Below are 26,254 nucleotides of genomic sequence, written 5' to 3'. Positions count from 1 at the left end.
AGATATCGTCCAACCGACTCATTACACAAAATTGAATCTATAACGGTAAATAGTTTCGCACGACCGTATGAATCCCACCCCGCACAGCGACCGCAGCCTCGCGCCTCCCCAGCCTCGTCGGCCGCCCTCCGCTTCGCTCCGGACGACCGACTCCCTCGCACGCGCTCCTCACGGCCGCCGATGGCGGCCGTTCGGAGGCGCGCGCCACCGCAACACGACTTATAAACAGGGCGTTCGGAGTCTACCGCTCGAACAGCGTTGGCTCGGGGACATCCGCCTCGGCTGCCTCGCGCCACGATTGGGTCGGCTCCCACCCGAACAGCCGCTCGGCCTTTTCGATCGCGTAGGCGCTTCGGTCGTCGCCCCCGTCGACTCGGGAGTCGTCGGGAGCCGCGCCGTACGACTCGCGCAGGAGGTCGAGCAGCGGGCGTCCAAGCGCGTTGTCGGCCGCGACGCAGTTGACCGCCTCGTGGGTGCCGGGCGCCACGGCCGGGTTCGGCTCTGCCGTCCCCGCGAGCGCGGCGGCGACGAGGTCGGCGACGTCGCGGGCGTCGACGTACGACCAAAAGTTGCCGGCGCCGGCGTCCAGGTCGTCGACGTACTCGTCGCTCCGGCAGGCGTACGCGCCGGGGTACTGGATCCACGACGGGCGGATCGACACGGCGGGAACGCCCTCGCGGCGCGCGACCGCGCCAGCGGCCGCTTCCGCCGTCACCTTCGAGAGCCCGTAGGGGTCCTCCGGCCGGAGCGGGTGCGCCTCGCTGACCGGGAGCTCGTCCGGGAGCGGGGTCGGCTCCGCGAAAAAGAAGCCGTACGCGCCGTCGCTCGACGCCTGGACGATCCGGGCGTCGGCGCGGCCAGCGGCGTCGAGGACGTTCTTCGCGGCGTGAACGTTCGTCTCGAACACCCGCCCGTCGGGGTGGGTACCGGCGACCGGGATCGCGGCCCAGTGGACGACGGCGTCGGGGTCGACCGCGTGGACGACGTCGAGCGCCTCGCCGCGGTCGGCGAGGTCGGCGGCGCGGAGCGAGACGTGCGGCGCCGGGTCGACGTCGAGTCCGGGGTGCTCGTAGTCGACGACGACGACCTCGTAGTCGCCGGCGAGTCGGTCGGCGACCCAGCGCCCGGAGGCGCCGCGGCCGCCGGTGACGAGGACGGTTTCCATGGGTGCGGGTCGCTCGCGCCGAGGCAAAAGCGCACCGTCGTCGGGCGACCGCACGCGCTCGACGACGCTCTCGGAACCCCGGCAGGCTTTAATCCGGCGAACGGTAAAACTCGCGTATGGAATGGAAGACCGACTGGGGACTGCGTGGCCGAATGGGGTTCACGATGTTCCTCCTCTTCGCCCTCTACGTCGTGTTCATCGGCGTCCTGATCGAGGTGTTCAACGTCGGGATCATCTTCACGCTCGCGATGTTCGGGCTGTTCTCGCTCGCCCAGTACTTCTTCAGCGACAAGCTCGCGCTGCGGAGCATGGGCGCCCGCGAGGTGAGCGCCGAGGAGTATCCGGACCTCCACCGCCGGGTGGAGCGTCTGAGCCAGCAGGCCGACCTCCCGAAGCCGGCCGTCGCCGTCGCCGACACGCAGGTGCCGAACGCGTTCGCGACCGGCCGGAACAAGAAGAACGCGACCGTCGCGGTGACGACCGGGCTGCTCCGGTCGCTGGACGACGACGAGCTCGACGGCGTACTCGCCCACGAGCTCGCGCACGTGAAGAACCGCGACGTGATGGTGATGACCATCGCCTCGTTCCTCTCGACTATCGCCTTCTTTATCGTCCGGTGGGGGTGGCTGTTCAGCGGCGACAATCGGCAGGGCGCGCCCGTCATCGTCGCGATCCTCGTGTCGATCCTCGTCTGGATCATTTCGTTCCTGCTGATCCGCGCCCTCTCGCGGTACCGCGAGTACTCCGCCGACCGCGGCGCCGCGCTGATCACGGGGAAGCCCGGCGCGCTCGCGTCGGCGCTGATGACGATCGACGGCCGGATGGACCGCGTGCCGAAGGAGGACCTCCGCGAGGAGGCGGAGATGAACGCGTTCTTCATCATCCCGGTCAAGGCGGGGTTCGTCGGGAAGCTCGCCTCGACGCACCCGTCGACCGAGAACCGCATCGAGCGGCTCCGCGACCTCGAGCGCGAGATGGAGACGGCCTGACTGGACCCGGTTTCCCGTCGGTCGACGCGTGGCCGCCTCGAGACGCGGTCGGCTGCCCCAACGCGTAGCTTTAATCCGGGCGACCGCCTGCGGCCAGGCGTGGCATCGTTCTCGTCGATAGCGGGAGCCGAGTCGGGGATCGTCCGGGAGCGGCCCTTCCAGCTGCTCCTCCTCATCAACGTGCTCCCGCCGCTCGGCACCGCGCTCCTCTCGCCGGTGCTCGGCTCGCTCGTCGAGCCGCTGGGCGCGTCGACGACGAACATCGGGCTGATGATGTCGGCGTTCACCGCGCCGTCCATCGTCGTCATCCCGATCGCGGGCGTGATCTCCGACCGGTACGGGCGGCGCCCGGTGCTGCTCTTCGGGCTCGTCTGGTTCGGGCTCACCGGCACCGCCATCGCCTTCGTCTCCACGTTCGCCGCGGCGCTCGCCCTGCGCGCGCTCCAGGGGATCGGCTTCGCCGCGCTCACGCCGATCATCATCACCAGCCTCGGCGACCTGTACGCGGGGACGAAGGAGGCGACCGCGCAGGGGCTCCGGTTCACCGGCTCGGGGCTCTCGCAGACGGCGTTCCCGCTGGCCGCGGGTGTCCTCGTCGGGATGGCGTGGCAGTACCCGTTCCTGCTGTACGCCGTCGCCTTCCCGATCGCGGCGGTCGTCTACGGCTACTTCGAAGAGCCGCTCGACGAGGCGGACGACGGGAAGTCGGAGGCGGGATCGGGTGCAGGGGTCCGGGAGCAGCTCGCCGACATGCGGGCGCTGGTCGCCCAGCGCCGGGCGTGGACCATGGTCGTCGCGCGGGGGAGCGCGAACGTCGCGTGGTTCGGCTTCCTCACGTACAACTCGATCCTCGTCGTCGACGTGCTCGGCGACACGCCGGCGGAGGCGGGGGTTCTCGCGGCGCTCGCGAGCCTCACGTACGCGCTCGCGGCGTCGCAGGCCGGCCGGATCGCCGACGCCGTCGACGACCGCCTCTACCCGCTCGTCGCCGCGAACGCCTCGATGGGCGCCGGCCTCGCGCTCGTCTTCCTCGCCCCGTCGTTCGCGGTCGCCGCCGTCGGCGTCGTCTTCATGGGGGTCGGGTTCGGGCTCGTGCTCTCCATCTACCGGAGCGTCATCACGGCGCTCCCGCCCGCGGACCTGCGCGGCGGCCTCGTCAGCCTCGGCGAGGGGAGCGGGCGCGCGGCGGCGACGGCGACTCCGGTGTTCATGGGCGTCGCCGTCGCGGCCGCGACCCGCCCGCTCGGCTTCGAGACGGCGGTCCGCGCGGTCGGCGTCGGCACCGGCCTCCTCGGCGGGGGCGTCGGGGTCGTCTGCCTCCTCCTGATGAGCGCGTCACCGCCGATCCGGATGGAGGGGTAAGGCTCAGTCGCCTCGACCGCCGCCACCCCGAGAACTTTGTCGGCCGACCGCGACGCGTCGACCATGTCCACCATCGACGTCGCGGTGCTCGACCACGACGCGCACGGGATCCCGGCGGCCGACTACGCGGAGACGCTCGACCGACGCCTCCCCGACCGCGAGGTGCGGCTCGCGGCGACGCCCGACGAACACGACCGCTACCTGCGGGAGGCGACGGTCGTCGCCGGGAAGTACATCGACGCCCAGGAGGTCGCGGCAGCCGAGAACCTGCGGCTGTTCGCGTGCAACGCCGCCGGCGTCGACCACCTCCCGCTGGACGCGCTCGCCGACCGGGGCGTCGCGGTGACGAACGCCTCCGGGGTCCACGGCCCGAACGTCGCCGAGCACGTCCTCGGCTGGGTGCTGACGTTCGCGCGGCGCCTCGACGAGGGACGCCGCCGCCAGCGACGCCGAGAGTGGCGCCGCTTCCAGTCGTTCACCGAGCTCGCCGGCAGCACCGTGACGGTCGTCGGGCTGGGGTCGATCGGTGAGGCGGTCGTCGAGCGGTTCGCGGGGTTCGACGTCGACTCGATCGGGGTCCGCCACACCGTCGCGAAGGGCGGCCCGACCGACGAGGTGGTCGGGTACGGCGACCTCCCGGACGTGCTGCCGCGGACGGACGTGCTCGTCCTCGCGTGCCCGCTGACGGAGACGACGGAGGGGCTGATCGGTGAGCCCGAGCTCGACGCGCTGCCGACGGACGCGATCGTCGTCAACGTCGCGCGCGGCGGCGTGATCGACACGCCCGCGCTCGTGGACGCGCTGCGGTCGAACGCGCTCCACGGCGCCGCGCTCGACGTCACCGACCCCGAGCCGCTCCCGAGCGACCACGACCTGTGGGGGTTCGAGAACGTCTTCCTGACGCCCCACGTCGCGGGCCACACGCCGAACTACTGGGACCGGCGCGCCGATATTCTCGCCGGGAACCTCGAGCGAGTCGCCGAGACCGGCGAGTACGAGGGGCTGAAGAATCAGGTGGCCTGAAAAGCGGTGTCGAAAAACGGAGCGCCCCGCGCTACTGGTACGCCTGCATCCCGGTGATGTCCTCGCCGAGGATCAGCGTGTGGATGTCGTGGGTGCCCTCGTAGGTGTACACCGTCTCCATGTTCGCCATGTGGCGCATGGGCGAGTAGTCGGCCGTGATCCCGTTGCCGCCGAGCATCTCCCGGGCGATCCGCGACTGATCGCGGGCGGTGCGGACGTTGTTGCGCTTGGCCATCGAGACGTGCTGCGGGCGCATCTCGCCCGCCTCCTTGAGGTCCGCGAGGCGGTGAGCGAGCAGCTGCGCGAGCGTGATCTGCGTCGCCATCTCCGCGAGCTTCTGCTGTTGCATCTGGAAGCCGCCGATCGGCTTCCCGAACTGCTCGCGGTCGGTGGCGTAGTCGCGGGCGACCTCGAAGCAGTCCGCCGCCGCCCCGACCGCGCCCCACGCGATCCCGTAGCGGGCCTGGGTGAGACACGACAGCGGCCCCTTCATCCCCTCGACGTCGGGGAGGCGGTTCTCGGCGGGGAGGCGCACGTCCTGCAGGCTGATCTCGCCCGTGATCGACGCGCGCAGGCTGAGCTTCTCGTCGATCTTGTTGGTGGTGACGCCGTCGCGGTCGGTCTCGACGAGGAAGCCGCGGACGGGGGTGCCGTCTTCGGTGTGGTCCTTCGCCCAGACGACGGCGACGTCCGCGATCGGAGAGTTCGTGATCCACGTCTTGGAGCCGTTAAGTACGTAATCGTCGCCGTCGGCCGCGTGCCCGCCAGCACGTTCGGCGCGCGTCTCCATCGCGGAGGGGTTCGATCCGTGCTCCGGCTCCGTCAGCCCGAAGCAGCCGACCGCCTCGCCGGTGCCGAGCTTCGGGAGCCACTTCTCCTTCTGCTCGTCGCTGCCGAACGCGTGGATCGGGTACATCACCAGCGCGCCCTGCACGCTCGCCATCGAGCGGAGCCCGGAGTCGCACGCCTCCAGCTCGCGCATCAGCAGGCCGTAGGCTCGCTCGCTGACGCCCGGCAGGCCGTACCCCTCGAGGTTCGGCGCGTAGAATCCCATCTCGCCCATCTTGGAGATGAGCTCCGTGGGGAACGTGCCGTCGATCCAGTGTTCGCCCATGTCGTCGACCTCGCCGTCGATGAACGACCGGGCGGAGTCGACGAGCATCCGCTCCTCCTCGGACAGGGTCGACTCCATGTCGAAGTAGTCGAGCATACGACCGCTAGCGATACCAAGGATAAATAAGTATACTCTCGCCGTTCGGGGCGCCGAGATCGCACGTCGAGACGACGCCGCGCTTCCGGCTTCAGAATTCGTCGGTTCCCTCGAGTAAGTGCTCCTCGACGACGTCGTCGTCGAGCTCGATGCCGAGGCCGGGCGCCTCCGGCACCTCGATGCGGCCGTCGTCGATCAGCGGGTCGTCGCGCGCCAGCAGGTCGTCCCACCAGTCGACCTCCAGCGCGTGGTACTCCAGCAGGTCGAAGTTCGGCGTGGCCGCGCCGAGGTGGACGCAGGCCATCGTCCCGACCGGGCTACAGACGTTGTGCGGCGACAGCGGCATGTAGTTCTCCTCGGCGCGGTCGGCGATCCGCATCGTCTCGGTGAGCCCGCCGACCGTCGCGGGGTCGGGCGTAACGATGTCGACGCCGTGCTCGTAGATGAGGTCCGACAGCTCGAAGACGCGGAAGCGGTTCTCTCCCGTCGCAACCGGAGTCCGCGTCGCCTTCGTCACCTCCTTTTGCGCCTCCATATTTTCGGGGGGGATCAGGTCCTCGAGCCACATCAGGTCGAACTCCTCGAGCTCGTGGGCGAGCCGCTTCGCGCTCTCGACGGAGTAGTCCCAGTGACAGTCGAACGCGAGGTCGACGTCGTCCCCGATCTCCTCGCGCACGGCGGCGACGATCTCCCGCTTCTCCCGGATCGCCGCGTTCGTCAGGCGCCCGTTGTACGGGTCGTTCTCGTTGTCGGCGGGGAGGTCGAGGTCGAACTTCAGCGCCTCGAATCCCATGTCGGTGACGCGGGCGGCCTCGGCGGCGTACGCCTCGGGCGTGTACGCCTCGCCCCCGGCGTAGTCGGTCGCGCCGTCTTCTACCGCGTACGCCTCGCCGGCGTGGCAGTCGCAGTAGAGCCGGACCTCGTCGCGGTACTTCGAGCCGAGCAGTTGGTAGACGGGGAGCCCGAGGATCTTCCCGGCGGCGTCCAAGAGGGCGATCTCGATGCCGGAGGCCGCGGTGACGACCTTCCCGGTCGTGCCGCCGTGGCCCGACATCTCCTGGAAGACGTAGCGCACCAGCCGCTCGACGTCGAGCGGGTTCTCGCCGACGAGGAACCGGTTCGTGTACTCGACGAGCTCCGGGACGCCGCCGCCGCGGTACGCCTCCCCGATGCCGGTGACGCCGGCGTCGGTCTCCACTTTGATCAGGTTCCACTCGAAGTTCCCCTCGACGACGCAGGCGTCGAGGCCGGTGATCTGTACGTCTCGGTCCGGGTCACGGGTGTCGATCTGGTCTGAGTAGTCTCTCATTTATATACGGAATCAGTCGTCGGCGAATTTTGCGAGCGCGTCCTTGTCGAGCGGGACGCCGTGGCCGGGGCGGTCGGGGAGCGTTATCATGCCGTCGTCGCCGGGCTTGAGGGGGTCGGCAACGACGTCGTCGAACGCCTTCACGTCCATGTCGCGGTAGAAGTACTCCACCCAGAGGCCGTTCTCGATGGCGCCGAGCAGGGAGGCGTGGAGGTTCCAGTTGTAGTGGGGGGCGATGGGGATGTCGTACGCCGAGGCGTGGTTGGCGATTTTCAGCCACTCCGTGATCCCGCCGCAGACGGTGACGTCGGGCTGGAGGATCGTCGCCGCGCCCGTGTCGGCGAGCCGCGCGAAGTTGTGCCGGGTCCCCTCCAGTTCGCCGGTGGCGACGGGGTAGTCGATCCCGTCGTTCACCTCGGCCATCGTGTCGACGCGGTCGATCATCACGGGCTCCTCGATGAAGTACGGGTCGTGGGGCTCGAACGCCCGGCAGTTGCGGAGCGCTTCCGTACTGGACTCCCAGACGCCGTTGGCGTCGAGAAGCAGGGTTCGCTCGTCGCCGATCTCGTCGCGCACCGCGGCGACGCGCTCGGCCTCTTCGGCGGCCGACAGGCGGCCGACCTTCATCTTCACGGTGTCGTGGCCCTCGTCGAGATAGCGCCGCATCTCGCCGCGGAGCGCCTCGTGGCCCTTGTCGTCGCGGTAGTAGCCGCCGCTGGCGTACGACGGCACCGACTCCGAGTGCCCGCCGAGCAGCTTGTGGAGGGGGGTCTCGGCGGCCTTCGCCTTCACGTCCCAGAGCGCGATGTCGACCGTCGAGATAGCACGCAAGAAGAGGCCGGTGCGGCCAATCTGGACGTTCCCGTCGTACATCTCGTGCCACAGGCGCTCGGTGTCGCGTGGGTCCTCGCCGACGAGCAGCGGTTCGAGCATCGACTCGACCGCGTCGGCGATGAGGCCGGCCCCCTCGTACCCCAGCGAGTAGCCGACCCCCTCGTGGCCGGTGTCCGTCCGCACGTACGTGATCGCGTGGTCCCGATAGGTGAGCGTCCGGTTGGAGAAGGAGACAGGCGACTCCAGCGGCAGCTTGATCGGGAACGACTCGACTTCGGTTATCTCCATGCGTGGTCCGCTGTCGCACGGGTACAAGTAGACCCCTGTATCGGCAAACCTCTCTCGGGGCCGTCCGGTCGGGACGCCACCCGCAGCTTTTGTATCGCCGCCGCGAGGGACCCCACATGGAGTTTCCCGAGCGATCCGACGTGGATCACCTCATCGACCCGCAGCCGCTCCCGGGGTTCGCGCGAGTGCGGTACGAGCCGCAGACGGAGCGCCTGGACGACCCCGTCGGGGCGGCGCGCGAGGCGCTCGACGCCCTCGACCTCGACGCCCTCCCCGCGGGCGCGACCGTGGCCGTCGGGGTCGGCAGCCGCGGGATAGACCGGATCGACGAGGTCGCGGCGGCGGTCGTCGACCGGCTCGCCGAGCGCGGCTTCGACCCCGTGGTCGTGCCGGCCATGGGCAGCCACGGCGGCGCGACTCCCGAGGGACAGCGCGAGGTGTTGGAGGCGCTCGGGATCACCGAAGAGACGGTCGGCGCGCCGATCGACGCGCGCATGGCGGCCGCGGAGCTGGCGACCGTGTCGGTCGGCGACGCGGACCTCCCAGTGTACTTCTCGGAGGCGGCGCTCGCGGCCGACGCCGCCCTCGTGATAAACCGGGTGAAGGCACATACCAACTTCACCGGGCCGATCGAGAGCGGACTCGCGAAGATGACCGTCGTCGGGCTCGGCAAACAGCGCGGCGCGAAGTCGTTCCACTCGACGGCGATCGCCGAGGGGTACGTCGAGGCGCTGACGGCCGCGCTCGACGTCATCGAGCGCGAGACGCCGCTGATCGGCGGGATCGCGCTCGTCGAGAACTTCGAGGAGGAGATCGGTCACCTGGAGGCCGTCCCCGCCGGCTCGTTCCTCGACCGCGAGCCCGAGCTGTTGGAGCGCGCGTACGAGGAGATGCCGACGCTCCCGGTCGACGACGTCGACCTCCTCGTCGTCGACGAGATCGGCAAGGAGGTCTCGGGCGCGGGGATGGACACGAACGTCATCGGCCGCTACCGCGTCCTCAACGCGCCGGACCCCGAGACCCCCGACATCGACCTCATCTACGTCCGCGGGCTCACGGAGGCGACCAAGGGGAACGGCAACGGGATCGGCCTCGCCGACCTCACTCGGCGGTCCGCGGTCGACGGGCTCGACCTGAAGAAGACGTACGCGAACGCGCTCACGAGCGGGTCGCTCTCGAAGTCGAAGCTCCCGGTGGTCGCGCCAGACGACGAGTTCGCGCTCCGCACCGGGCTGGCGGCGCTCGGCGGCTACGACCCCGAGACGGTCCGGATCGTCTGGGTCCGGAACACGCAGGACCTCGGCGAGCTCCGCGTCTCCGACGCGGTGGTCGACGAGCTTCCCGACGCGGCGACGGTGGTCGGCCGCGAGAGGGTCGGGTTCGACGACGGGACAGCAGGGTTCGAGGCGGAACCGGCGGGCGATTCGGGCGCGTGAGGGCGAGCCCGTCCGCTTGCCTGTAGGGAAACGTTTTCACGCCGGACCGGGGATGAATGAGGCATGGACTTACAGATCGACGGGAACGCGGCCCTCGTCACGGCGTCGTCCAGCGGACTCGGCAAGGCATCGGCGAAAGCGCTGGCCCGAGAGGGCGTGAACGTGGTCATCAACGGCCGCGACGAGGAGCGACTGGCGGCCGCGAAAGAGGAGGTCGAGGCGGTCGCGACGGGCGAGGTCGTGGCCCACTCCGCCGACCTGACCGACGCCGACGAGGTCGCGGCGCTCGTGGAGGCGACCGTCGACGCGTTCGGCACGATCGACCACCTCGTGACGAGCGCGGGCGGCCCGCCGTCCGGCTCCTTCCTCGACACCGACGACGAGGACTGGCAGCACGCCTACGACCTGCTCGTGATGAGCGTCGTCCGGCTGGCGCGGGAGTCGTACCCGCACCTCAAGGAGGGCGACGGCGGCACCATCGTCAACATCACCTCCCGGAGCGTGAAGGAGGCCATCGACAGCCTCGTCTTGTCCAACTCCGTCCGGATGGGCGTCATCGGGCTCGAGAAGACGCTCTCGAAGGAGTTCGCCCCGGAGATCCGCGCGAACGCCGTCCTCCCCGGCCCCCACGAGACGAGCCGGATCCGTGACCTCGTCGAGGCCGCCGTCGAGCGCGGCGACTACGACTCCTACGAGGAGGGGCTCGACGACTGGGCGCAGAACCCCCTCGGGCGCATCGGCGACCCGATGGAGCTCGGCAACACCGTCGCGTTCCTCTCGTCGCCGAAGTCGGGGTACATCAACGGGACTGCGCTCCCGATAGACGGCGGCTCGACCGGGGCGAACCTATGAAGCCGGTCGCGTTCGACGAGGCGGAGACGTACGAGCCGGACAAGGGCTGGCGGCGCGTGTCGATGGCGGGCAGCGACCAGTTCTCCTTCGAGTGGTTCGAGAAGCCGGCGGGCCACAGCTCGCCGATGCACGACCACGAGAACGAGCAGGTGTGTCTCTGCTTGGAGGGCGAGCTCACGGTCGCCACCGAGGACGACGAGGTCACTCTCCGGAAGAACGACTCCGTCCTCCTGGAGTCCGACGAGACCCACCGAGTGGAGAACACCGGCGACGAGCGCGCAGTCGGGCTCGACGTGTTCGCGCCCGGGCGCTCGTTCGACTTCTGGACGGACCGCGAGGAGTGATCATGAACGGAGCGAACGCCCGATGAGGGCGACCGAGGCGAACCCGCGATGAAGTACCTCGCACGCACGGCGACCGGCGATCCCCTGCTCGGCGGCGGCGAGGGGTACGTCCCTCTCAGCGCCGTCGAGCCGGGCGTCGAGACCGTCCGCGACGCGCTCCCCCGGGCGGCCGCGGGCGACCTGGGCGACGTCGCCGACGCAACCGCGGAGCCCGTCCCGGCCGCCGACATCTCGTTCGGCGCGCCCCTGGCGTCGTTCGGGAAGCTGTGGGGGATCGGCCTGAACTACGAGGAGCACGCCGGCGACCTCGACGAGCAGCGCCCGGAGGAGCCGGCCAGCTTCATGAAGCCGTCGTCGGTCCTGACGGGGCCCGGCGGCCCGATCCGCCTGCCGCCGGAGTCGCAGAGCGAGCGGGTGACCGCCGAGGCGGAGCTAGGGGTCGTGACGGGCCGGACCTGCCGGAACGTCGACGAGGGGGACGTCGGCGACGTGGTCGCCGGCTTCCTCCCCGTGATCGACATGACCGCCGAGGACGTGCTCCAGCGGAACCCCCGGTTCCTCACGCGGGCGAAGAGCTACGACACGTTCCTCGTGCCAGGCGCCGCGCTGGCGGTGCCGGAGGGGCCCCTCGACCTCGGCGGGCTCTCGGTGCGGACCGAGGTCAACGGCGAGGTGCGGGCGGAAAACGAGATCCGGAACATGCTGTTCCCGCCGGCCGAGATCGTCTCGTTCCACTCCGACGTGATGACGCTGGAGCCCGGCGACCTGTTCAGCACCGGGACGCCCGGCGCGGCGCCCATCGACCCCGGCGACGAGGTGCGGGCGGTCGTCGAGTCGATCGGGACCGTCGGCGCGCCGGTGACGCGGTAAGGCGTTCAGCTCCGGCACCGGCAGCCACCTTTATTATCCGTGTTCTGTTAGGTCTCCGTATGTACCGCGTACTGCTCCCCGTCGGCGGGGATTCCGAGCACGTACTGGCCGCGGTCGATTCCGTCGCGTCGCTGCCGAACGCCGACGAAGAGGTCGAAGTGGTGATACTCAACGTCTACGAGGGGTTCGAGGTCAGCGGCGAGGCCGGCCGCGTCGACTCCGAGGACGTGTGGGACGAGGAGAACTACCCCGAGGTCGTCGACACCGTCGAGGACCGGCTGACTGCGGCCGGGGTCGAGACGACTCGGCGCCGCGAACACGGCGAGCCCGCCGACACGATCGTCGACGTCGCCGCGGAGATCGACGCCGACAACATCACGATGAGCGGGCGGCACCGGAGTCCGACCGGAAAGATGCTGTTCGGGAGCACCACCCAATCGGTGCTCCTGGGGGCCGACCGTCCCGTGACAGTCATCCTTGACGAGTGACGTTCTCAGCGGGTGACAATCTTCTCGTCCTGAAGCGCGGGAATCTCTCCTTTCATTCTGGTAAATGGCGGCGATACATCTTTAACATTGGTGAATTGACACAGATAACATGTTCGACAGGCGTCACGAGGAGTATTCTCGCTGTTTAAACTGAAACAAACAGATACATTGTTAATCATCGGCCGTAATGTCACGGTTGAGTATGGCAGATAACTCAGTTAATCGACGCAAGTTCCTATACGGTACGGGCGCAGTAGGCATCACCGGACTCGCCGGCTGTAGCGGCGGCGACGGTGGGGACGGGTCGGATGGGTCCGACGGATCCGACGGATCTGACGGATCCGACGGCGACGACGGAATGGACGGATCCGACGGATCTGACGGATCCGACGGCGACGACGGCGGCAGCGAGCAACTCTCGCTCCGTGTCGGCACGTCCGCCGGCGGGACCCAAGACGTCGGGCTCGCCGTCGAGCGCGCCGTCAGCCAGGAGAGCGACACGCTCGACTACTCGACCATCGAGAGCCCGGGGTACATCGGGACCATCTACCGGATGGCCCAGGAACAGTTCAACGCCGGCATCACCGACAACAACTCCCTCAACAAGGCGCTCGACGACCGCGGCCGATTCTCCGAGCAGTCGGTGTCCCGAATCCCTCAGTACGGATTCGGCGCGTTCCCGTACAGCATCTACGTCGTCGCTCGCGACGGCACGGACATCGAGACGTTCGACGACCTCGCCGGGAAGAACGTCTACCCCGCCGAGCCGGGGTACTCGACGCGCGCGACGACCCTCGACGTCTGGTCGCAGGATCCGACCGCAGACGTCTACGACCAGATGAACATCCAGAACATGGGCGTCGGTGACGCGCCCGGCGCGATGGAGGAAGGCAGCATCGACGCGTCCATCGCGTACGGCGCGCCGGGGGTCCGGTACACCGGCTTCGTTCAGGAGATGGCCTCCCGCGTCGACCTCCACTACGTCGAGCCGACCGACGCGCTCATCGAGTCCGCGGAGTCGTACTCGGGTGCCGGCACGACCCGAACGCCCTACAGCGAGTGGCCGATCGCGGACACGGACATCGGTACCGACGAGGTGTTCACCTGGGACCTCGAGGTCAACTACACGTTCAACCCCGAGGCCAACCCGGACGCCGTCTACGAGCTCTGCCGCATCGCCGTCGAGCACAACGACGTCGTCAACAACGGGGAGGCGCAGTTCAACGACTACGACTCCGCCGAGGAGATGCTCGCCTACGCGCAGGAGAGCATCCCGGTCCACCCCGGCGCAGTCCAGTACTACAAGGACAACGACGCCTGGGACGACAGCCTCCAAGAGGGCGACACGGCGTAACCTCCCCCTGGCGTAATTCCGACTGGCGAAGCGGAATCCAACTAATATTAATATTTTACTACAAACAAACCCACACCCAAACATGGATACACAATCCGAACAACAGACCGGTCCCGCGGGGTGGCTACGAGGCCTCGACGTCAGCGTCACGCTCACAGCCGTCCTGTTCTGGGTGACCGTCCTCTGGTGGGCGTCCACTCAGCAGTGGTCGCCGGTCAAGTACGCCGTGCTGTTCGTCGGCGGCATCATGACGGTGTACGCCCTCAACGAAACCCGCGAATCGCTCGAAGAAGGCAGCCGGATAGACGCCTTGGTGTTGCTTCCGGCGGCGGGCGTACTCATCACGGCGTCGTTTTACTTCTTCCTGAACTTCGAGATGGTGTATCTCCTGCGTCAGGGGTTCGCCAGCGAACACGAGTACATGCTCGCGCGGCTCATCATCATCTCACTGCTGTACCTCACCTGGCGCGAGTTCGGGAACCTGTTCCTCGGACTCGTCATCGGCGTGATGATGTACGCGATGTTCGGGGACGCCGTCCCCGGCGTCCTCGGGCACGCCGGAATGTCACAGCTGACGCTCCTCCAGGCGACGGTCACGGACCTGTACGGGTTCTACGGCTCGCTCACGCAGCTGACCGCGTCCTGGATCGCGCCGTTCCTCCTGTACGCCGGGCTGCTGTTCGCGTACGGCGCGTTCGACCTGATTCTCCGGCTCGCCATCGTCGCGGCCGGTCGCATCCGCTCGGGCGTGGCACAGACGGCGGTGCTCTCCTCGGCGGTCATCGGCTCCATCAACGGTTCGTACACGGCTAACGCCGCCATGACGGGGTCGTTCACGATTCCGACGATGAAAGAGAGCGGGATGTCCGGCCACCGCGCGGCCGGCATCGAGGCCGTCGCCTCGACCGCGGGGCAGGTGCTCCCGCCGGTCATGGGGGCGTCCGCGTTCGTGATGGCGTCGTACCTCGGCGTGGCGTACCTCAACATCGTCGTCGCCGGGCTCGTCCCGGCAGCGATTCTGGTCACGTCGATCGCCATTGCGGTCCACTACACCGCGATCAGTGACTCCAGCGACCAAGACATGGAGTTCTCGGAGTTCTTCGACCACGAGCTCACTCGCAACGAGAAGATCGCCGAGTCGCTCCGATTCGGCGTCCCGTTCGGCGTCCTCATCTACTACCTCGGCTTCGCCCAGTACACGGTGATGACATCGGCGATGTACACCGTCTTCGCGATGATACTCACGGGGGTCCTGATGCCGCCAGTACAGCGGCTCGTCGACGGGTCTGACGTCTCGCCGGTCTCGGAGTTCGTCACGCAGGTCAGGAACACGATTCACGGCTTCCGGCGAGGCGCCATCATCCTCGCGCCCATCGCCATCATCCTCGTGGTCATCAGCGGCGTCGTGAACCTGTTCTCGACGACCGGCGTTCCCGCGAAGATCGCGCTGCTGATGATCAACCTCTCCGGCGGCGTCCTGCTGTTCGCGGTGCTGCTCGGGATGGCCGTCGCCATCGTGATGGGCGTCGGGATGCCGACGGTGGCGGCCTACGTCATCGTGGCCATCCTCATCGTCCCGACGTTCGTCTCCGAGTTCGGCGTCGCGCAGATCACCGCCCACTACACGATGTTCTACGCGGCCATCCTCGCGGGTATCACACCACCGGTGGCGACGGCGGCAGTCGTCGCGGCGGGCATCGCGGAGGCGAACTTCTGGCGGACCTGCGGAGCGGCGCTGAAAATCGCCGCGCCGCTGTTCGTCCTCCCGGTCGCGTTCGTCTACAACCCCGCCCTGATTTCGATGACACCGGGCCTCAACACGCTCTTCACGGGATTCTTGGTCGTGATGGGCGCTATCGCCATCATCTACGGGCTGAACTACCCGTTCGAGATGTCTGTCGGGCGCATAATCTTCGCCCGAAGTGCGCTCACGGTGCTCGGCGTCCTCATCATGACGTACCCGATGGTGCTCGCGAAGATCGCGGGGATCGCCGTCTTCGTCGCCGTCTTCGTCGGTGAGAAGGTGATGGTTCGCGGTCTCAAGAGCCCGTTCACCAGAGAGGTAAAACAATGAGCCAGAACAGAGAAGCCCCCGAAGACCAGGTCGACACGTCCAACGTGGGCGGCCTCGAAGAAGTCATTCCAGAGCCACTGATGCCGGTCTGGCGCCGGATCGAACTGATTCAGGACTTCCGCAGAGCCCACGGGAACACCTACGTCACGGCCCTGGAGATACTGACGGCGACCGCGCTGGCCGTCGGCTACGGCTGGTGGGTGTTACTCTACTTCACCGGCGGCGGCGTTAGCCTGTAGTCGCCGTCCGACCGGTCGACCGTTCGCCGCTCGCTCGCGGCGCGTCTCGCAATGGACGCGACCGCGGAAACGGTCGTTCGCTGAGCGCTACTCGAACCATTCCGCGGCGCGCTCGACGTCCTGCGGGATGTGGTAGTCCCGCTCGCAGACGTCGTCGAGATACGAGCGCAGCTCCGGCGCGAACTCGGGGTGCGCGCAGCGCTCGATTACCAGCTCCGCGCGCTCGACCGGCGACAGCCCGCGCACGTCGGCGACGCCCTGCTCGGTGACGAAGACGTCGATGTCGTGTTCGGTGTGGTCGACGTGGAACGTCTGCGGGACGACCCGCGAGACCGCGCCGTCGTTCAGCGTCGAGGGGAGCGCACACACCGTGATCAGCGAGTTCCGGTTGAAGTCGGCCGAGCCGCCGACGCCGTTTATCATGCGCTCGCCGCGGACGTGCGTGGAGTTGACGTTCCCGTAGAGGTCGAACTCGATGGCGCTGTTCACGCCGATCACGCCGAACTGGTCGATGAGCCCCGGGTGGTTGGAGACGTCAGCCGGGCGGAGCACCACGTCCTCAGCGTAGCGCTCGACGTCCTCGAAGAGCCGCTCTTGGCCCTCGTCGGTGAGCGCGAGCGACGTCGCGCTCGCGGCCGCCAGCCCACCGGCATCGAGCATGTCGAAGAGCCCGTCTTGGATGAGCTCGCCGAAGTAGACCACCTCGCGGTCGCCGAAGTCAAGCGCCTGCAGCTCGCCCATCAGGGCGTTGCCGAGCGAGCCGACGCCGAACTGGAGGTGGACCGCGTCGTCGAAGACCGGAGACCGCGCCAGCTCCTCGCGGAGGAACGAGCCGAGGTTGGCGGCGATCGCGAGGTCGTCGTCGGTCGGGTCTCGGAACGTGTACGTCGAGTCGGAGATCTCCGTCTCGACGACGCCCGCGAGCTTCTCGGAGTCGAATCCGACGTGCGCGGTCCCGATGCGCTCGCCGGGGGAAGACAGCGGGATGGGCTCGCGGTCCGGCGGCGCGTCCGGCCGGTACACGTCGTGGAGCGCCTGTAGTTCGAGCGGCTGGTGGCGGTTCAGCTCGACGTACAGCTCGTCGGCGGCCTCGACGAAGGCGGGCACCTGCCCGAGCGACGTAGACGGGATGAACCAGTCCTCGCCGACGGCGACCGCCTCGACGACGGCGACGTCGGGGTCGACGAGCCCGCCGTACTGGACCTCGTCGCCGATCGAGGAGGCGTTGCGGTCGCTGAAGGCGATCTCGCGGGCGTCGGTCTTCTCGCGGGCGACCCGCGAGGACTGGTAGGAGAAGCGCCGGGCGACCTGTCCCGAGCCGACGAGTTCGGTGTCGATCTCGTCGCCGACCTTCCCGCTGGCGACCAGCGTGAGCGACAGGTCGCGGGGCGACGACGCCAGCGCGAGCGGGATCGCCTTCGGGTAGCCCACACTGCCGAAGCCGCTGGTGAGCACCGTCGCGTCGGCGTCGAGCGCGGCGGCCGCCGCCTCCGCGTCGACGGTCGGGAGGTCGCCGTGGAGCCGGCGCTCGACCGGCCGCCGATCGGGGCCTCGGCTCATCGGCCCCCTCGGTCCGGGACGGGGGAACGTTCGGAGGAGGCGGTGCGACCGTCGGTGGCGACCCGGACGGGGCCGCCGCGAGTCGAGGGGTACGCGTGGGGTGTCATGGTCCTGAGAGCGGGACGCACCGGACCGGAGCGAGCGCTCCGTCGGCGTCGTCCCGCGGCCGGTGGTCCCAACGTCGGCCGGTCGAGACTTAAACGGTGACCTTCGCCGCGAGCCGCTCGGCGATGTGCTCGCCGAAGGGCAGCGAGGAGGTGAGTCCGGGGGAGACCGCGTTGAGGACGTGAACGGCGTCCTCGCGCTCGACGAACAGCGGCTCTTTCACCAGCTCGCCGTCGGCGCTCACGAGCTGCGCGCGGATGCCCGCGTAGCTCTTTTCGAGGTCCTCGGCGCGCACGTCGGGGACCAGCTTCTGCGAGGCGGCCGCGAACTTCCCTTTCCGATACGACTTGTTCAGCTCCGCCCACGCGACCGAGAGCATCAGCGGCGAGGCGAGCAGCCGCCGGAAGCCGCCGTAGGTGAGCGTCTCCAGCAGCTCGCGGGGGTTTATATCTGTGTTGTCGTACGCCTCGCGGCCGAACGCGAGGACCGCGTTCGGGCCGACGATCACCTTGCCGTCGGTGCGGCGCGTGTAGTGGACGCCGAGGAAGGGGAGCTCGGGGTTCGGCGTCGGGTAGATCATCGTCTCGCAGAGGTGCGCGCGCTCGGGGCGCACCTCGTAGTACTCGCCGCGGAACGGGACCACCTGGTACTCCTCGCCGACCCCGACCTGGTGGGCCAGCGTGTCGGCGTGGAGGCCCGCGGCGTTGACGAGGGACGGGACCTCGAACCGACCGTTGCTGGTGTCGAGCCGGTACCCCTCGGCCGCCTCCTCGATCTGTGAGACCTCGTAGCCGGTATAAACCGTGACCCCGAGCTCCCGGGCCTCGCGGGCCAGCGCGTACACGTACTGCTCGGAGTCGACGGAGGCGGCCTCCGGGGCGTGGAAGGCGGCCTGGCCCTCCGCGTGCGGCTCGTGTTCGCGGATCGCCTCGCGCGAGTCGAGCAGCTCGTAGGCGACGCCGTTGGCCTCGGCCTGTTCGGCGAGCTCGTCGAGCCGCGCCTCCTCCTCGTCGTCCGTCGCGACGACGAGGACGCCCAGCTCCTCGCACGGGATATCGTGCTCCTCGCAGTACGCCTTCATGCGGGCGGTCCCCTCGGTGGCGAACCGCGCCTTCTTCGAGCCCGGCGGGTAGTTGAACCCCGGATGGAGCACGCCGGAGTTCCGGCCGCTCTGGTGGGAGGCGAGGTGGTGCTCCTTCTCTAAGACGGCGACGTCGAGGTCGGTGCGCTCGGCGAGGTGTTTGGCGACCGACAGCCCGACGCAGCCGCCGCCGACGATGGCGACGTCGTGGCGCATCATTGTTCGTCCGACGGATCCGAGAGTGGTGTAATATAGGTGCCGTTCGGGAGGGTGTTATAGAACAGTTCACATACCTCAGTAACCGCCCGTGAATCGTTCAGTACAGTGGATCTACGGAACAGTTCTGGCTGACAGATCACAAGTACTGAATCGACTGATCGTCTTCGGATCGGTTCTGTAGGTGCTCATCAACGACCTTCACGACATCGCCGATTTGCCGTCCGGCCTGCTGTACGTAGATCAGACCTCGATGTTCGAGTTCTTGACCTTCAACGAGTGAGAGAAAATCATCGTCGAACGTCAGGAGAAGCCAGTCGTTTGCGACCGCGTATCTCAACTGCTCGCGGTCTGAGTCGCCAAGAGAACCTTCATTTCGGGCAGTGTGAACTGTCCATCCGCGTCTGCTGAGTCCGTCAGCAACAGGAAGCCATATACTCTCGTCACAGTATAACGGCCGTGTCATACGGATGCCGGTTCAGACGACGCCGACCGGAAGTCGCCGATATGATCGTAGTAGTACGCGAGCGCCCGATGGACGTCACTGAGACTGAGGTCAGGGTACAGTTGTGTAATCTCGTCGGGGTCGTAGCCGCTGTGTTCGTACGCCGAGGCGATATCCTTGACACGAATTCCCGTCTCCTCGATTGTCGGCGCACCGTCACTGTGTTCGGAGTCCCGGACGATTCCCATACCATAGATTGATTATACACTAACTTGAAATTCGTGGTTGAGTGGATCACACCAATTCGCTCCGCTCATCACGCAGAGTCGTTCTGACGGCTGATTCACCGAATCCTGAATGAAATCAAGCCCTTGCGAATAGTTCTATGACACCCCCGTCGTTCGGGGCAGTCGAGGGCGCCGGCGAGGACGGAGGGACGCCGTCGGCGCTACAGGTCGTACTGCTCCCGGACCAGCCTATCGAGGCCGCGCTCCTCGAGGACGTCGAGCGGCGCGAGCATGTCGAGCTGGACGACGCCCGGGAGCCGGCCGATCTGGACGCCGCCGGTGAACGTGCAGCGTCCCCGGACCTCGCCCTCGCTCATGTCCAGCAGCTTCGTCGCGCGGTCGAAGGCGTTCTGCGTGGCGTCGTTGACGGTGGCGCCGGAGCCGACTACCTGGATCGGTGCCATCTCCGTCTCCGTCTCGACGCCGTGCTCGGCGCCGAGCTCGCGGCCGGCCTCGCGCTCCGCGTCGGTGTACGGCGCGCTGATGAAGGGGAGGTCGTCCTCGTTCGGGAGCAGCACGGGCCCGTCGAGCTCGAGCCCCTCGATCACCTCGACGTCCATGGTGACGGTGCCGCTCACGTCGGTGGTGTGGAGGGAGAGTTCGCCGTCCCCCTGGTTCGCGTGGAGGTCGCCGACGTAGATCCCGCCGCCGTCAACGTCGACAGGGCAGATGAGGGTGGCCCCCGGCCGGACCTCGGGGATGTCCATGTGGCCGTCGGTGCGCTTCTCGAGGTCTTCCTCCGTCTCGACGCCGTAGTCGTGGTCGGCGCCGATGAGGCTCTGCCCGAAGTCGCCCGCGTTGTGCGAGTCGGGCATGGTCACCGACGGCGTCGTCCCGATGTTCCCGATAAACGGCCGGAGGCGGCCGAGCGTGCCGGGCATCCCGTCGGGCTCGTACAGGAGAATGGGGTGTTGCCGGGAGTTCTCGGGGATGTCCATCGCCTCGTCGGCGTCGGTCGCGAGCTCGTGGGCGCCCTCCTCGTCGAGGGTGACGCCGACCGCATTCTCGTGGTCGAACGCGACGGTATAGCCGTACTCGAAGCCGAACGAGGAGGCGTTGGCGCCGCACTCGGCGCAGCGGATCGCGTCCTCACCGGTCCCCTCGACGACCGAGTCGGGCCATGTCGTCCCGCACTCCGGACAGCGGTGGTCGACGAACGGGTCGTCGGTGAACGCCTCCTCGCGCTCGGCCATCGATCCCGTACTGGTGGCCATACTGGTCACCTCCACGTCGCGGATATGGATGGCGACGGCGTCACCGACCTCGGCTCCCTCGACCCGGATCGGCCGCGTCACCTCGTGGCCGCCCCGGAACGAGGGAGTGACCATCGGTCCCCAACACCCCGGCGGCGTGTACGTCTTCACCCTCCCGCCGTCGGCGACGGTACCGGCCCACTCCTGGTCCGGACCGACAAGCCCCAGCGTGTACTGATCGACGTACAGCTCCTCGCTCACGTTCTGTTGTGACATACCATATCACTCTACGCGAGAGACCGAAATAACGCTGCTGTTCGCGGAACGGACGCTTAAAAAGATGACACGGACCGACCGGCTACGCAGCGCGGTCTGCGGCGCCGTCGACCAGCTCCTCGGCGACGGTGGCGGCGTCCATGAGGGCCGGGTCGATCGCGAGGTCGGCGACGCCGGCGACGAACTCCGGCAGCGACCGCTCGGCGTACGTCACGGCGAGGGCGTCCGGGTTCAGCTCCTTGGCGATCGGGATGCCGGTCGCCTCCGCAACGTCGGTGAGGACGAAGTGGTCGGCCTCGTCGATCCCCGCCTCGGAGAGCGCGTCGGCGGTGACGGGCCCCTCGATGCGGCGGATATCGACGTCGAGCGCGGCCAGTTCCTCGCCGAGCCCGTGCTCGTCGGCGCCGGCGACGACGGCGATAGGTTCGTCCGTCATCACTCGTACTCGATCGTCGCGGGCGGTTTGTGGGTCACGTCGTAGACGACGCGGGCGACGTCGTCGTTCTCGCCGGTGATGCGGCTCTGGATCCGCTGGAGGGTGCTCCAGTCGATCTCCTGGGCGCGAGCGGTCATCCCGTCCCGACTCTCGACCGAGCGCACGGCGACGACCCAGCCGTGCACGCGGTTGTCGCCTTTGACGCCGGTGGCCTTCCCGAGGACGGCGGCGAACGCCTGCCAGGGGTCGTACTCCTCGAGCTCCTCCTCAACGACGTGGGTCGATTCGCGGGCGACGTCGGCCTTCTCCGGGGTCACCTCGCCGACGATCCGGACGGCGAGCCCGGGCCCGGGGAACGGCATGCGCTCGGAGATGACCTCCTCCAAGCCGAGCTCGCGGGCGACCTCTCGGACCTCGTCCTTGTAGAGGTCGCGGACGGGCTCGACGATGCCCTCGAAGTCGACGACCTCGGGGAGCCCGCCGACGTTGTGGTGCGACTTGATGTTCCCCTCCGACTCGATGCGATCGGGGTAGATCGTCCCCTGCACGAGGTAGTCGGCACCGACGTCGTTGGCGACGCTCTCGAACTCGTCGATGAACCCCTCACCGATGACGTGGCGCTTCTCCTCGGGGTCGGTGACGCCGGCGAGCCGGTCAAAGAAGCGCTCCTGCGCCTCGATCACCCGCAGCGACTCCATGAAGGAGAACGTCTCGCGGATCTCCTCGGTCTCGCCTTTCCGCATCAGCCCGGTGTCGACGTAGACGGGGGTGAGCTGGTCGCCGACCGCCTCGTAGGCGAGCGTCGCCGCGACCGAGGAGTCGACCCCGCCGGAGAGGGCGATCACGGCGTTCGCGTCGCCGATCGCCTCCCGGATCTCCGCTTTCGCCTCGTCGATGAATGCCTCCGTCTCGACCATCTATAGCGTCACGTCCGCGTTCCGTTCGGTTGTGTCCGTCGATCCCAGCGCCGCCTCCACCAAGGCGACGAACGGCGGGCTCGCGCGGTCGGGGCGCGAGCGGAACTCGGGGTGCGCCTGCGTGCCGAAGAAGAACGGGTGATCGGGACGCTCTAAGATCTCCATCCGGTTGTCGGCGCGCCCGGAGAAGACGAGCCCGTCGGCCTCCAGCTCGTCGATGTACTCGGGGTTCACCTCGTAGCGGTGGCGGTGGCGCTCGGTGCAGGCGTCGGCGTCGTACACCGACGCCGCGAGCGTGCCGGGCTCGATGTCGGTCTCGTGGGCGCCGAGCCGCATCGTCCCGCCCATGTCCTCCGTCTCGTACTGGTCGGGGAGGAGGTCGATGACGGGGGAGGGGGTGTCGGGGTCGATCTCGGCGGAGTGCGCGTCCTCCAGCCCGAGCACGTTGCGCGCGTGCTCGACGACCGCCATCTGGAAGCCGAGACAGAGCCCGAGGAAGGGCACGTCGTTCTCGCGGGCGTACCGGACCGCCTCGATCTTCCCGTCGGTCCCGCGGGAGCCGAAGCCGCCGGGGACGACGACCGCGTCGGCCGACGCGAGGCGGTCCTCGTGCTCGGCGCGGGTCTCGTCGGCGTCGACCCAGAGCACGTTGACCTCGGTCTCGGTGTGGATCCCGGCGTGTTTCAGCGCCTCGTGGATCGACATGTAGGCGTCTTCGAGGGCGTACTTCCCGACGAGCGCGACGTCGAGCTCGCGGTCGCGGTCGCGGGTGACCAGCTCGCGCCACTCCGTCGACCGCTCGGCCTTCGGGAGCGCCTCGTCGGCGAGCCCGAGCCGGTCCATCACGTGCTCGTCGAGCCCCTCGTCTTCGACCATCAGCGGGACGTGGTAGATGTCCTCGACGTCGGGGTTCGAGAAGACGGCGTCGGTGGGCACGTCACAGAAGAGGGCGATCTTCTCTTTCGTCTCCGGGTCGAGTCGGTCCTCGGAGCGGCCAACGAGGATGTCGGGCTGGAGGCCGATAGATCGCAGCTCCTTCACCGAGTGCTGGGTCGGCTTCGTCTTCTGCTCGCCGTTCTTCGAGTAGGGGACGAGCGTGACGTGGGTGAAGAGGATGTCCTCGTCGTCCTCCTCGTGGGCGAACTGGCGGAGCGCCTCGAGGAAGGGCATCGACTCGATGTCGCCGACCGTCCCGCCGATCTCGATGAGACAGACGTCGGACCCTTCGGCGGCCTCGCGGATGCGCCGCTTGATGTCATCGGTGACGTGCGGGATGATCTGGACGGTCTTGCCGAGGTAGTCGCCGGCGCGCTCGCGCTCGATGACGTGCTGGTACGTCTTCCCCGTGGTGACGTTGTGGTCGAACGTCATGTCGGTGCCGAGGAAGCGCTCGTAGTTGCCCAAGTCGAGGTCGACCTCGCCGCCGTCCTTGAGGACGTACACCTCGCCGTGCTCGTACGGGTTCATCGTCCCCGCGTCGACGTTGAGATAGGGGTCAACCTTCACCGCGGTGACGTCGAAGCCCGCGTTCGCGAGGAGTCGCCCGGTGCTGGCGGCGGTGATCCCCTTCCCCAGCCCGGACATGACGCCGCCGGTGACGAACACGAACTTCCGACCCAGCGACGGGTCGTACCCTGTGTCGGGATCCGTTGGCATATCGACCGTCCGTCAGGGGCCGGCAAAACCGTTTCGGACCCTCCGTTTCGAGCGGACGTTCGTGACGTTCCCGCCGGGAGCGTCGGGCCGGCGGTCCGAGTCGCGAGGCGACCGCGTCACGCCCCGACCAGCTTGTAACACATCCCGGCCTCCTCGGAGTCCTCCGGGGCGCGCTCGGCGTAGTATATCGCGTCGTCGGTGACGAACGGGGCACTGGTCACGTCACCGCTCCCCTCGACCGACCAGGTCACCGAGCCGTCCTCGCGGTCGAGCGCGTAGAGGTGCGTGTCGTACGAGCCGACGAGCACGTGGCCGTTCGTCGCGGTCACGCTGCCCGTCGCCCAGCCGTTCACCGGGGTGGACCACTCCGCCTCGCCGGTCGCCAGGTCGATCGCGTAGACGTTGCCGTCGTGGCTCCCGACGTAGGCAGTCCCGTCGTGGACGGCGGGCGCGCACATGACCATGTCGTCGGCCTCGAACTCCCACAGGGCCGTGCCGTCGGCGACGTCGACGGCGGTGACCGTCTCGGCCCACGAGGGGACGACCGCGATCCCCCGACTGACCGCGATCGGGGCCTTGACGTCGCCACCGGTGTCGTACGTCCACGCGCGCTCCCGGTCCGAGAACGACCACGCGTAGACGTTCCCGTCGTTGGAGCCGAACAGGAACCGGTCGCGCTCCAGGTCGACGGCGACCGTCGAGTGCGGGTGGTCGGTCGGCCGGTCGTCGCGCCACTCCACCTCGCCGCTCTCGGCGTCCATCGCGACGACGGTCCCGCTGGGGGTCGCGTACTCGACGGCGACGTACAGCGTCCCCTCGCGGTAGGTCGGGCTGGCGGCGGCCGCGTCGCCGACGTCGGTCTGCCACTCCACCTCGCCGCTCTCGACGGTCACCGCGGAGACGACGCCGTCGTAGGTCCCGACGTACGCCGTGCCGTCGGCGATCGCGGGGGTGCCGTGGCTCCCGCGGTCGTCGTCGGAGACGTCGGTTGACCAGTTCACCGCCCCGTCGGTCGCGATCGACTGGACGCGGCCCGTGTCGTCAGCGAGGAGGACGTCGCCAGACGGGGCCGGCATCGGGCTCCCCTTCGAGGCGGTGTGGTCGCCGCGGTTCGCCGGCACGGACCACTCCACCTCGACGGTCTCGGGGATCGCCGCGTCGACGTGGCCGTGGTTCCGGAGCCCCTGTCGGAACTGCGAGGCGAGCCCGTCGGGGGACTGCGGGCGGTCGGCGAGGCGCAGCGGGAGGTCGGCGCCCCCGTCGAAGCCGGGTCCGCCGTCGTCGCCGTCGGTCGGCGAGACGTCGCCGAGCGAGCTACACCCGGCGAGTCCCGCGACGCCGACGCCGCCGGCGGCGCGGAGCCAGTCGCGGCGTGTCCGTTCGGTCATGGGAGTCGGTTCGCGGGTGAGAACAAAAAGGCACGGCGTTCGGGCGCGACCGACCGTGCCGTCGGTCCTCCGTACCGGCCGCCGAGGACGTCGCCGGTCGCCACGTCCTCGGCCGATCGGCGCGACCGCCTCGGAGCCGCGAGGGGCGGGAGAGCCGAGAGGCGTGTGACACGGATAATCAAAAACTCACGTCGGATAAAAACTGACGGGGTTGATTCATCTCCGTCGCCTGCCGGATGACACGGAGACCGGAATGCCGGTCGGAAACAACAGAAATGGAATACACAGACACAGAGCAGATGGTCGATCAGTCGCTCGAGTTCCCGCTGACACAGACAGCCGTGGTCGAACAGATCGGTGCGACCGAGATCACGTCTCCCTCCGGCGACTCGATGACCATTCGAGAGATACTGGACCCGATCGAGGAGGACGGCTACCGGAGTTCGGACGCGCTTTACGCCGCGATCGTCGGGAACCTCGACGACACGTTCATCGGCCGCAAATACTACGACGACCGAGGCAGCGCGACGCTCGGAGCCGAGGCGGACGGCGACTCCAGGATCTCCTTCTGACGACCGACCCGGTCGTCCGGGGCCGGGACCGCTCTAGGGAGAGGTACGGGGTCCCGACCGCACCGGGACGGATGGCGTCTGCCGCGGAGTGGTTAAATAGTATCGGTGGCGCGTACGCGTAGCCGTCGCTCGTCGGGTTCGAGAATTTTTGCGAGGGAAGAGCGCTCCGAGAGCGTCTTCCGCATCACGGGGGTGGACCCCGGCGATGCGAGGGGAGAGATTTGAACCACGGTCGCGCCAGAGGCGCTCCCTGACTCAAATTCTCTCCCCGTGTGCATTCGCGCG

Annotated in this window: 25 protein-coding genes; 12 read left to right on the top strand and 13 right to left on the bottom strand. The window is 68.3% G+C overall.

Features of this window, described 5'->3' with window-relative positions; all coding sequences use genetic code 11:
* Positions 1–241: 241 nt before the first annotated feature.
* On the bottom strand, positions 242–1,165 hold the full coding sequence (locus tag N5096_RS13795) for an NAD-dependent epimerase/dehydratase family protein (protein WP_267665395.1): 924 nt from the start codon (positions 1,163–1,165) through the stop codon (positions 242–244).
* Positions 1,166–1,281: 116 nt separating this feature from the next.
* Here N5096_RS13795 and htpX point away from each other — a divergent pair, with 116 nt between their 5' ends.
* The 3 genes from htpX to N5096_RS13780 all read left to right on the top strand — a co-directional run bounded on the left by htpX (position 1,282) and on the right by N5096_RS13780 (position 4,539).
* Positions 1,282–2,154 (top strand): zinc metalloprotease HtpX, encoded by an 873-nt coding sequence (htpX, locus tag N5096_RS13790; RefSeq protein WP_267665394.1) that lies wholly within the window; start codon positions 1,282–1,284, stop codon positions 2,152–2,154.
* 99 nt (positions 2,155–2,253) lie between these two features.
* Complete coding sequence (locus tag N5096_RS13785; RefSeq protein WP_267665393.1) at positions 2,254–3,516, top strand: MFS transporter; 1,263 nt, start codon at positions 2,254–2,256, stop codon at positions 3,514–3,516.
* Positions 3,517–3,579: 63 nt separating this feature from the next.
* Entirely contained in the window at positions 3,580–4,539 is a 960-nt protein-coding gene (locus N5096_RS13780; RefSeq protein WP_267665392.1) for a D-2-hydroxyacid dehydrogenase, read from the top strand.
* A gap of 31 nt (positions 4,540–4,570) precedes the next feature.
* Here N5096_RS13780 and N5096_RS13775 read toward each other — a convergent pair whose 3' ends face one another.
* The 3 genes from N5096_RS13775 to N5096_RS13765 form a co-directional block, all read right to left on the bottom strand.
* Positions 4,571–5,749, bottom strand: coding sequence for an acyl-CoA dehydrogenase family protein (locus N5096_RS13775; RefSeq protein WP_267665391.1), 1,179 nt, complete (start codon positions 5,747–5,749; stop codon positions 4,571–4,573).
* Between the two features lie 91 nt (positions 5,750–5,840).
* Positions 5,841–7,058, bottom strand: a complete 1,218-nt coding sequence (locus N5096_RS13770; protein WP_267665390.1) for a mandelate racemase/muconate lactonizing enzyme family protein — start codon at positions 7,056–7,058, stop codon at positions 5,841–5,843.
* Positions 7,059–7,070: 12 nt separating this feature from the next.
* A complete protein-coding gene (locus tag N5096_RS13765) occupies positions 7,071–8,180 on the bottom strand; it encodes a mandelate racemase/muconate lactonizing enzyme family protein (protein ID WP_267665389.1) in 1,110 nt (369 codons plus the stop codon).
* 116 nt (positions 8,181–8,296) lie between these two features.
* On the opposite strand from N5096_RS13765, the gene N5096_RS13760 reads away from it, so the two are divergent.
* The 8 genes from N5096_RS13760 to N5096_RS13725 all read left to right on the top strand — a co-directional run bounded on the left by N5096_RS13760 (position 8,297) and on the right by N5096_RS13725 (position 15,837).
* Positions 8,297–9,616, top strand: coding sequence for a nickel pincer cofactor-dependent isomerase, group 22 (locus N5096_RS13760; protein ID WP_267665388.1), 1,320 nt, complete (start codon positions 8,297–8,299; stop codon positions 9,614–9,616).
* Between the two features lie 63 nt (positions 9,617–9,679).
* Entirely contained in the window at positions 9,680–10,468 is a 789-nt protein-coding gene (locus N5096_RS13755; RefSeq protein ID WP_267665387.1) for an SDR family oxidoreductase, read from the top strand.
* Positions 10,465–10,812, top strand: a complete 348-nt coding sequence (locus N5096_RS13750) for a cupin domain-containing protein (RefSeq protein WP_267665386.1) — start codon at positions 10,465–10,467, stop codon at positions 10,810–10,812. Before N5096_RS13755 ends, N5096_RS13750 begins: the two co-directional genes overlap by 4 nt.
* A gap of 48 nt (positions 10,813–10,860) precedes the next feature.
* Positions 10,861–11,682, top strand: coding sequence for a fumarylacetoacetate hydrolase family protein (locus tag N5096_RS13745; RefSeq protein ID WP_267665385.1), 822 nt, complete (start codon positions 10,861–10,863; stop codon positions 11,680–11,682).
* A 59-nt stretch (positions 11,683–11,741) separates the two neighbouring features.
* Positions 11,742–12,170: a universal stress protein gene (locus N5096_RS13740; RefSeq protein ID WP_267665384.1), complete on the top strand. Its 429-nt coding sequence runs from the start codon at positions 11,742–11,744 to the stop codon at positions 12,168–12,170.
* A 202-nt stretch (positions 12,171–12,372) separates the two neighbouring features.
* A complete protein-coding gene (locus tag N5096_RS13735) occupies positions 12,373–13,524 on the top strand; it encodes a TAXI family TRAP transporter solute-binding subunit (RefSeq protein WP_267665383.1) in 1,152 nt (383 codons plus the stop codon).
* Between the two features lie 82 nt (positions 13,525–13,606).
* A complete protein-coding gene (locus N5096_RS13730; protein ID WP_267665382.1) occupies positions 13,607–15,598 on the top strand; it encodes a TRAP transporter permease in 1,992 nt (663 codons plus the stop codon).
* On the top strand, positions 15,595–15,837 hold the full coding sequence (locus N5096_RS13725; RefSeq protein WP_267665381.1) for a hypothetical protein: 243 nt from the start codon (positions 15,595–15,597) through the stop codon (positions 15,835–15,837). Before N5096_RS13730 ends, N5096_RS13725 begins: the two co-directional genes overlap by 4 nt.
* 87 nt (positions 15,838–15,924) lie before the next feature.
* Here N5096_RS13725 and N5096_RS13720 read toward each other — a convergent pair whose 3' ends face one another.
* The 9 genes from N5096_RS13720 to N5096_RS13685 all read right to left on the bottom strand — a co-directional run bounded on the left by N5096_RS13720 (position 15,925) and on the right by N5096_RS13685 (position 25,397).
* Complete coding sequence (locus N5096_RS13720) at positions 15,925–17,397, bottom strand: acetyl-CoA hydrolase/transferase C-terminal domain-containing protein (protein ID WP_267665380.1); 1,473 nt, start codon at positions 17,395–17,397, stop codon at positions 15,925–15,927.
* A gap of 196 nt (positions 17,398–17,593) precedes the next feature.
* Positions 17,594–18,802, bottom strand: coding sequence for an L-2-hydroxyglutarate oxidase (lhgO, locus tag N5096_RS13715; protein ID WP_379790471.1), 1,209 nt, complete (start codon positions 18,800–18,802; stop codon positions 17,594–17,596).
* Positions 18,803–18,938: 136 nt separating this feature from the next.
* On the bottom strand, positions 18,939–19,265 hold the full coding sequence (locus N5096_RS16570; protein WP_379790469.1) for a DUF5615 family PIN-like protein: 327 nt from the start codon (positions 19,263–19,265) through the stop codon (positions 18,939–18,941).
* Complete coding sequence (locus N5096_RS13710; protein WP_267665378.1) at positions 19,262–19,492, bottom strand: DUF433 domain-containing protein; 231 nt, start codon at positions 19,490–19,492, stop codon at positions 19,262–19,264. The genes N5096_RS16570 and N5096_RS13710 overlap by 4 nt, the downstream gene beginning before the upstream one ends.
* 200 nt (positions 19,493–19,692) lie before the next feature.
* Complete coding sequence (locus N5096_RS13705) at positions 19,693–21,000, bottom strand: acetamidase/formamidase family protein (protein WP_267665377.1); 1,308 nt, start codon at positions 20,998–21,000, stop codon at positions 19,693–19,695.
* A gap of 82 nt (positions 21,001–21,082) precedes the next feature.
* A complete protein-coding gene (locus N5096_RS13700; protein ID WP_267665376.1) occupies positions 21,083–21,436 on the bottom strand; it encodes a DUF7126 family protein in 354 nt (117 codons plus the stop codon).
* Entirely contained in the window at positions 21,436–22,353 is a 918-nt protein-coding gene (gene guaA, locus N5096_RS13695) for a glutamine-hydrolyzing GMP synthase (RefSeq protein WP_267665375.1), read from the bottom strand. Before guaA ends, N5096_RS13700 begins: the two co-directional genes overlap by 1 nt.
* Entirely contained in the window at positions 22,354–24,009 is a 1,656-nt protein-coding gene (pyrG, locus tag N5096_RS13690) for a CTP synthase (protein ID WP_267665374.1), read from the bottom strand. It abuts the gene before it with no gap.
* A gap of 116 nt (positions 24,010–24,125) precedes the next feature.
* Positions 24,126–25,397 (bottom strand): outer membrane protein assembly factor BamB family protein, encoded by a 1,272-nt coding sequence (locus N5096_RS13685; protein ID WP_267665373.1) that lies wholly within the window; start codon positions 25,395–25,397, stop codon positions 24,126–24,128.
* A gap of 275 nt (positions 25,398–25,672) precedes the next feature.
* Here N5096_RS13685 and N5096_RS13680 point away from each other — a divergent pair, with 275 nt between their 5' ends.
* Complete coding sequence (locus N5096_RS13680; protein WP_267665372.1) at positions 25,673–25,969, top strand: DUF5789 family protein; 297 nt, start codon at positions 25,673–25,675, stop codon at positions 25,967–25,969.
* Positions 25,970–26,254: the final 285 nt, after the last annotated feature.

Source organism: Halorubrum yunnanense (assembly GCF_026586675.1).
Classification (GTDB): Archaea; Halobacteriota; Halobacteria; order Halobacteriales; family Haloferacaceae; genus Halorubrum; species Halorubrum yunnanense.
The sequence above is the reverse complement of the archived record's forward strand: the minus strand, read 5'-3'. Positions and strand labels throughout refer to the sequence as shown.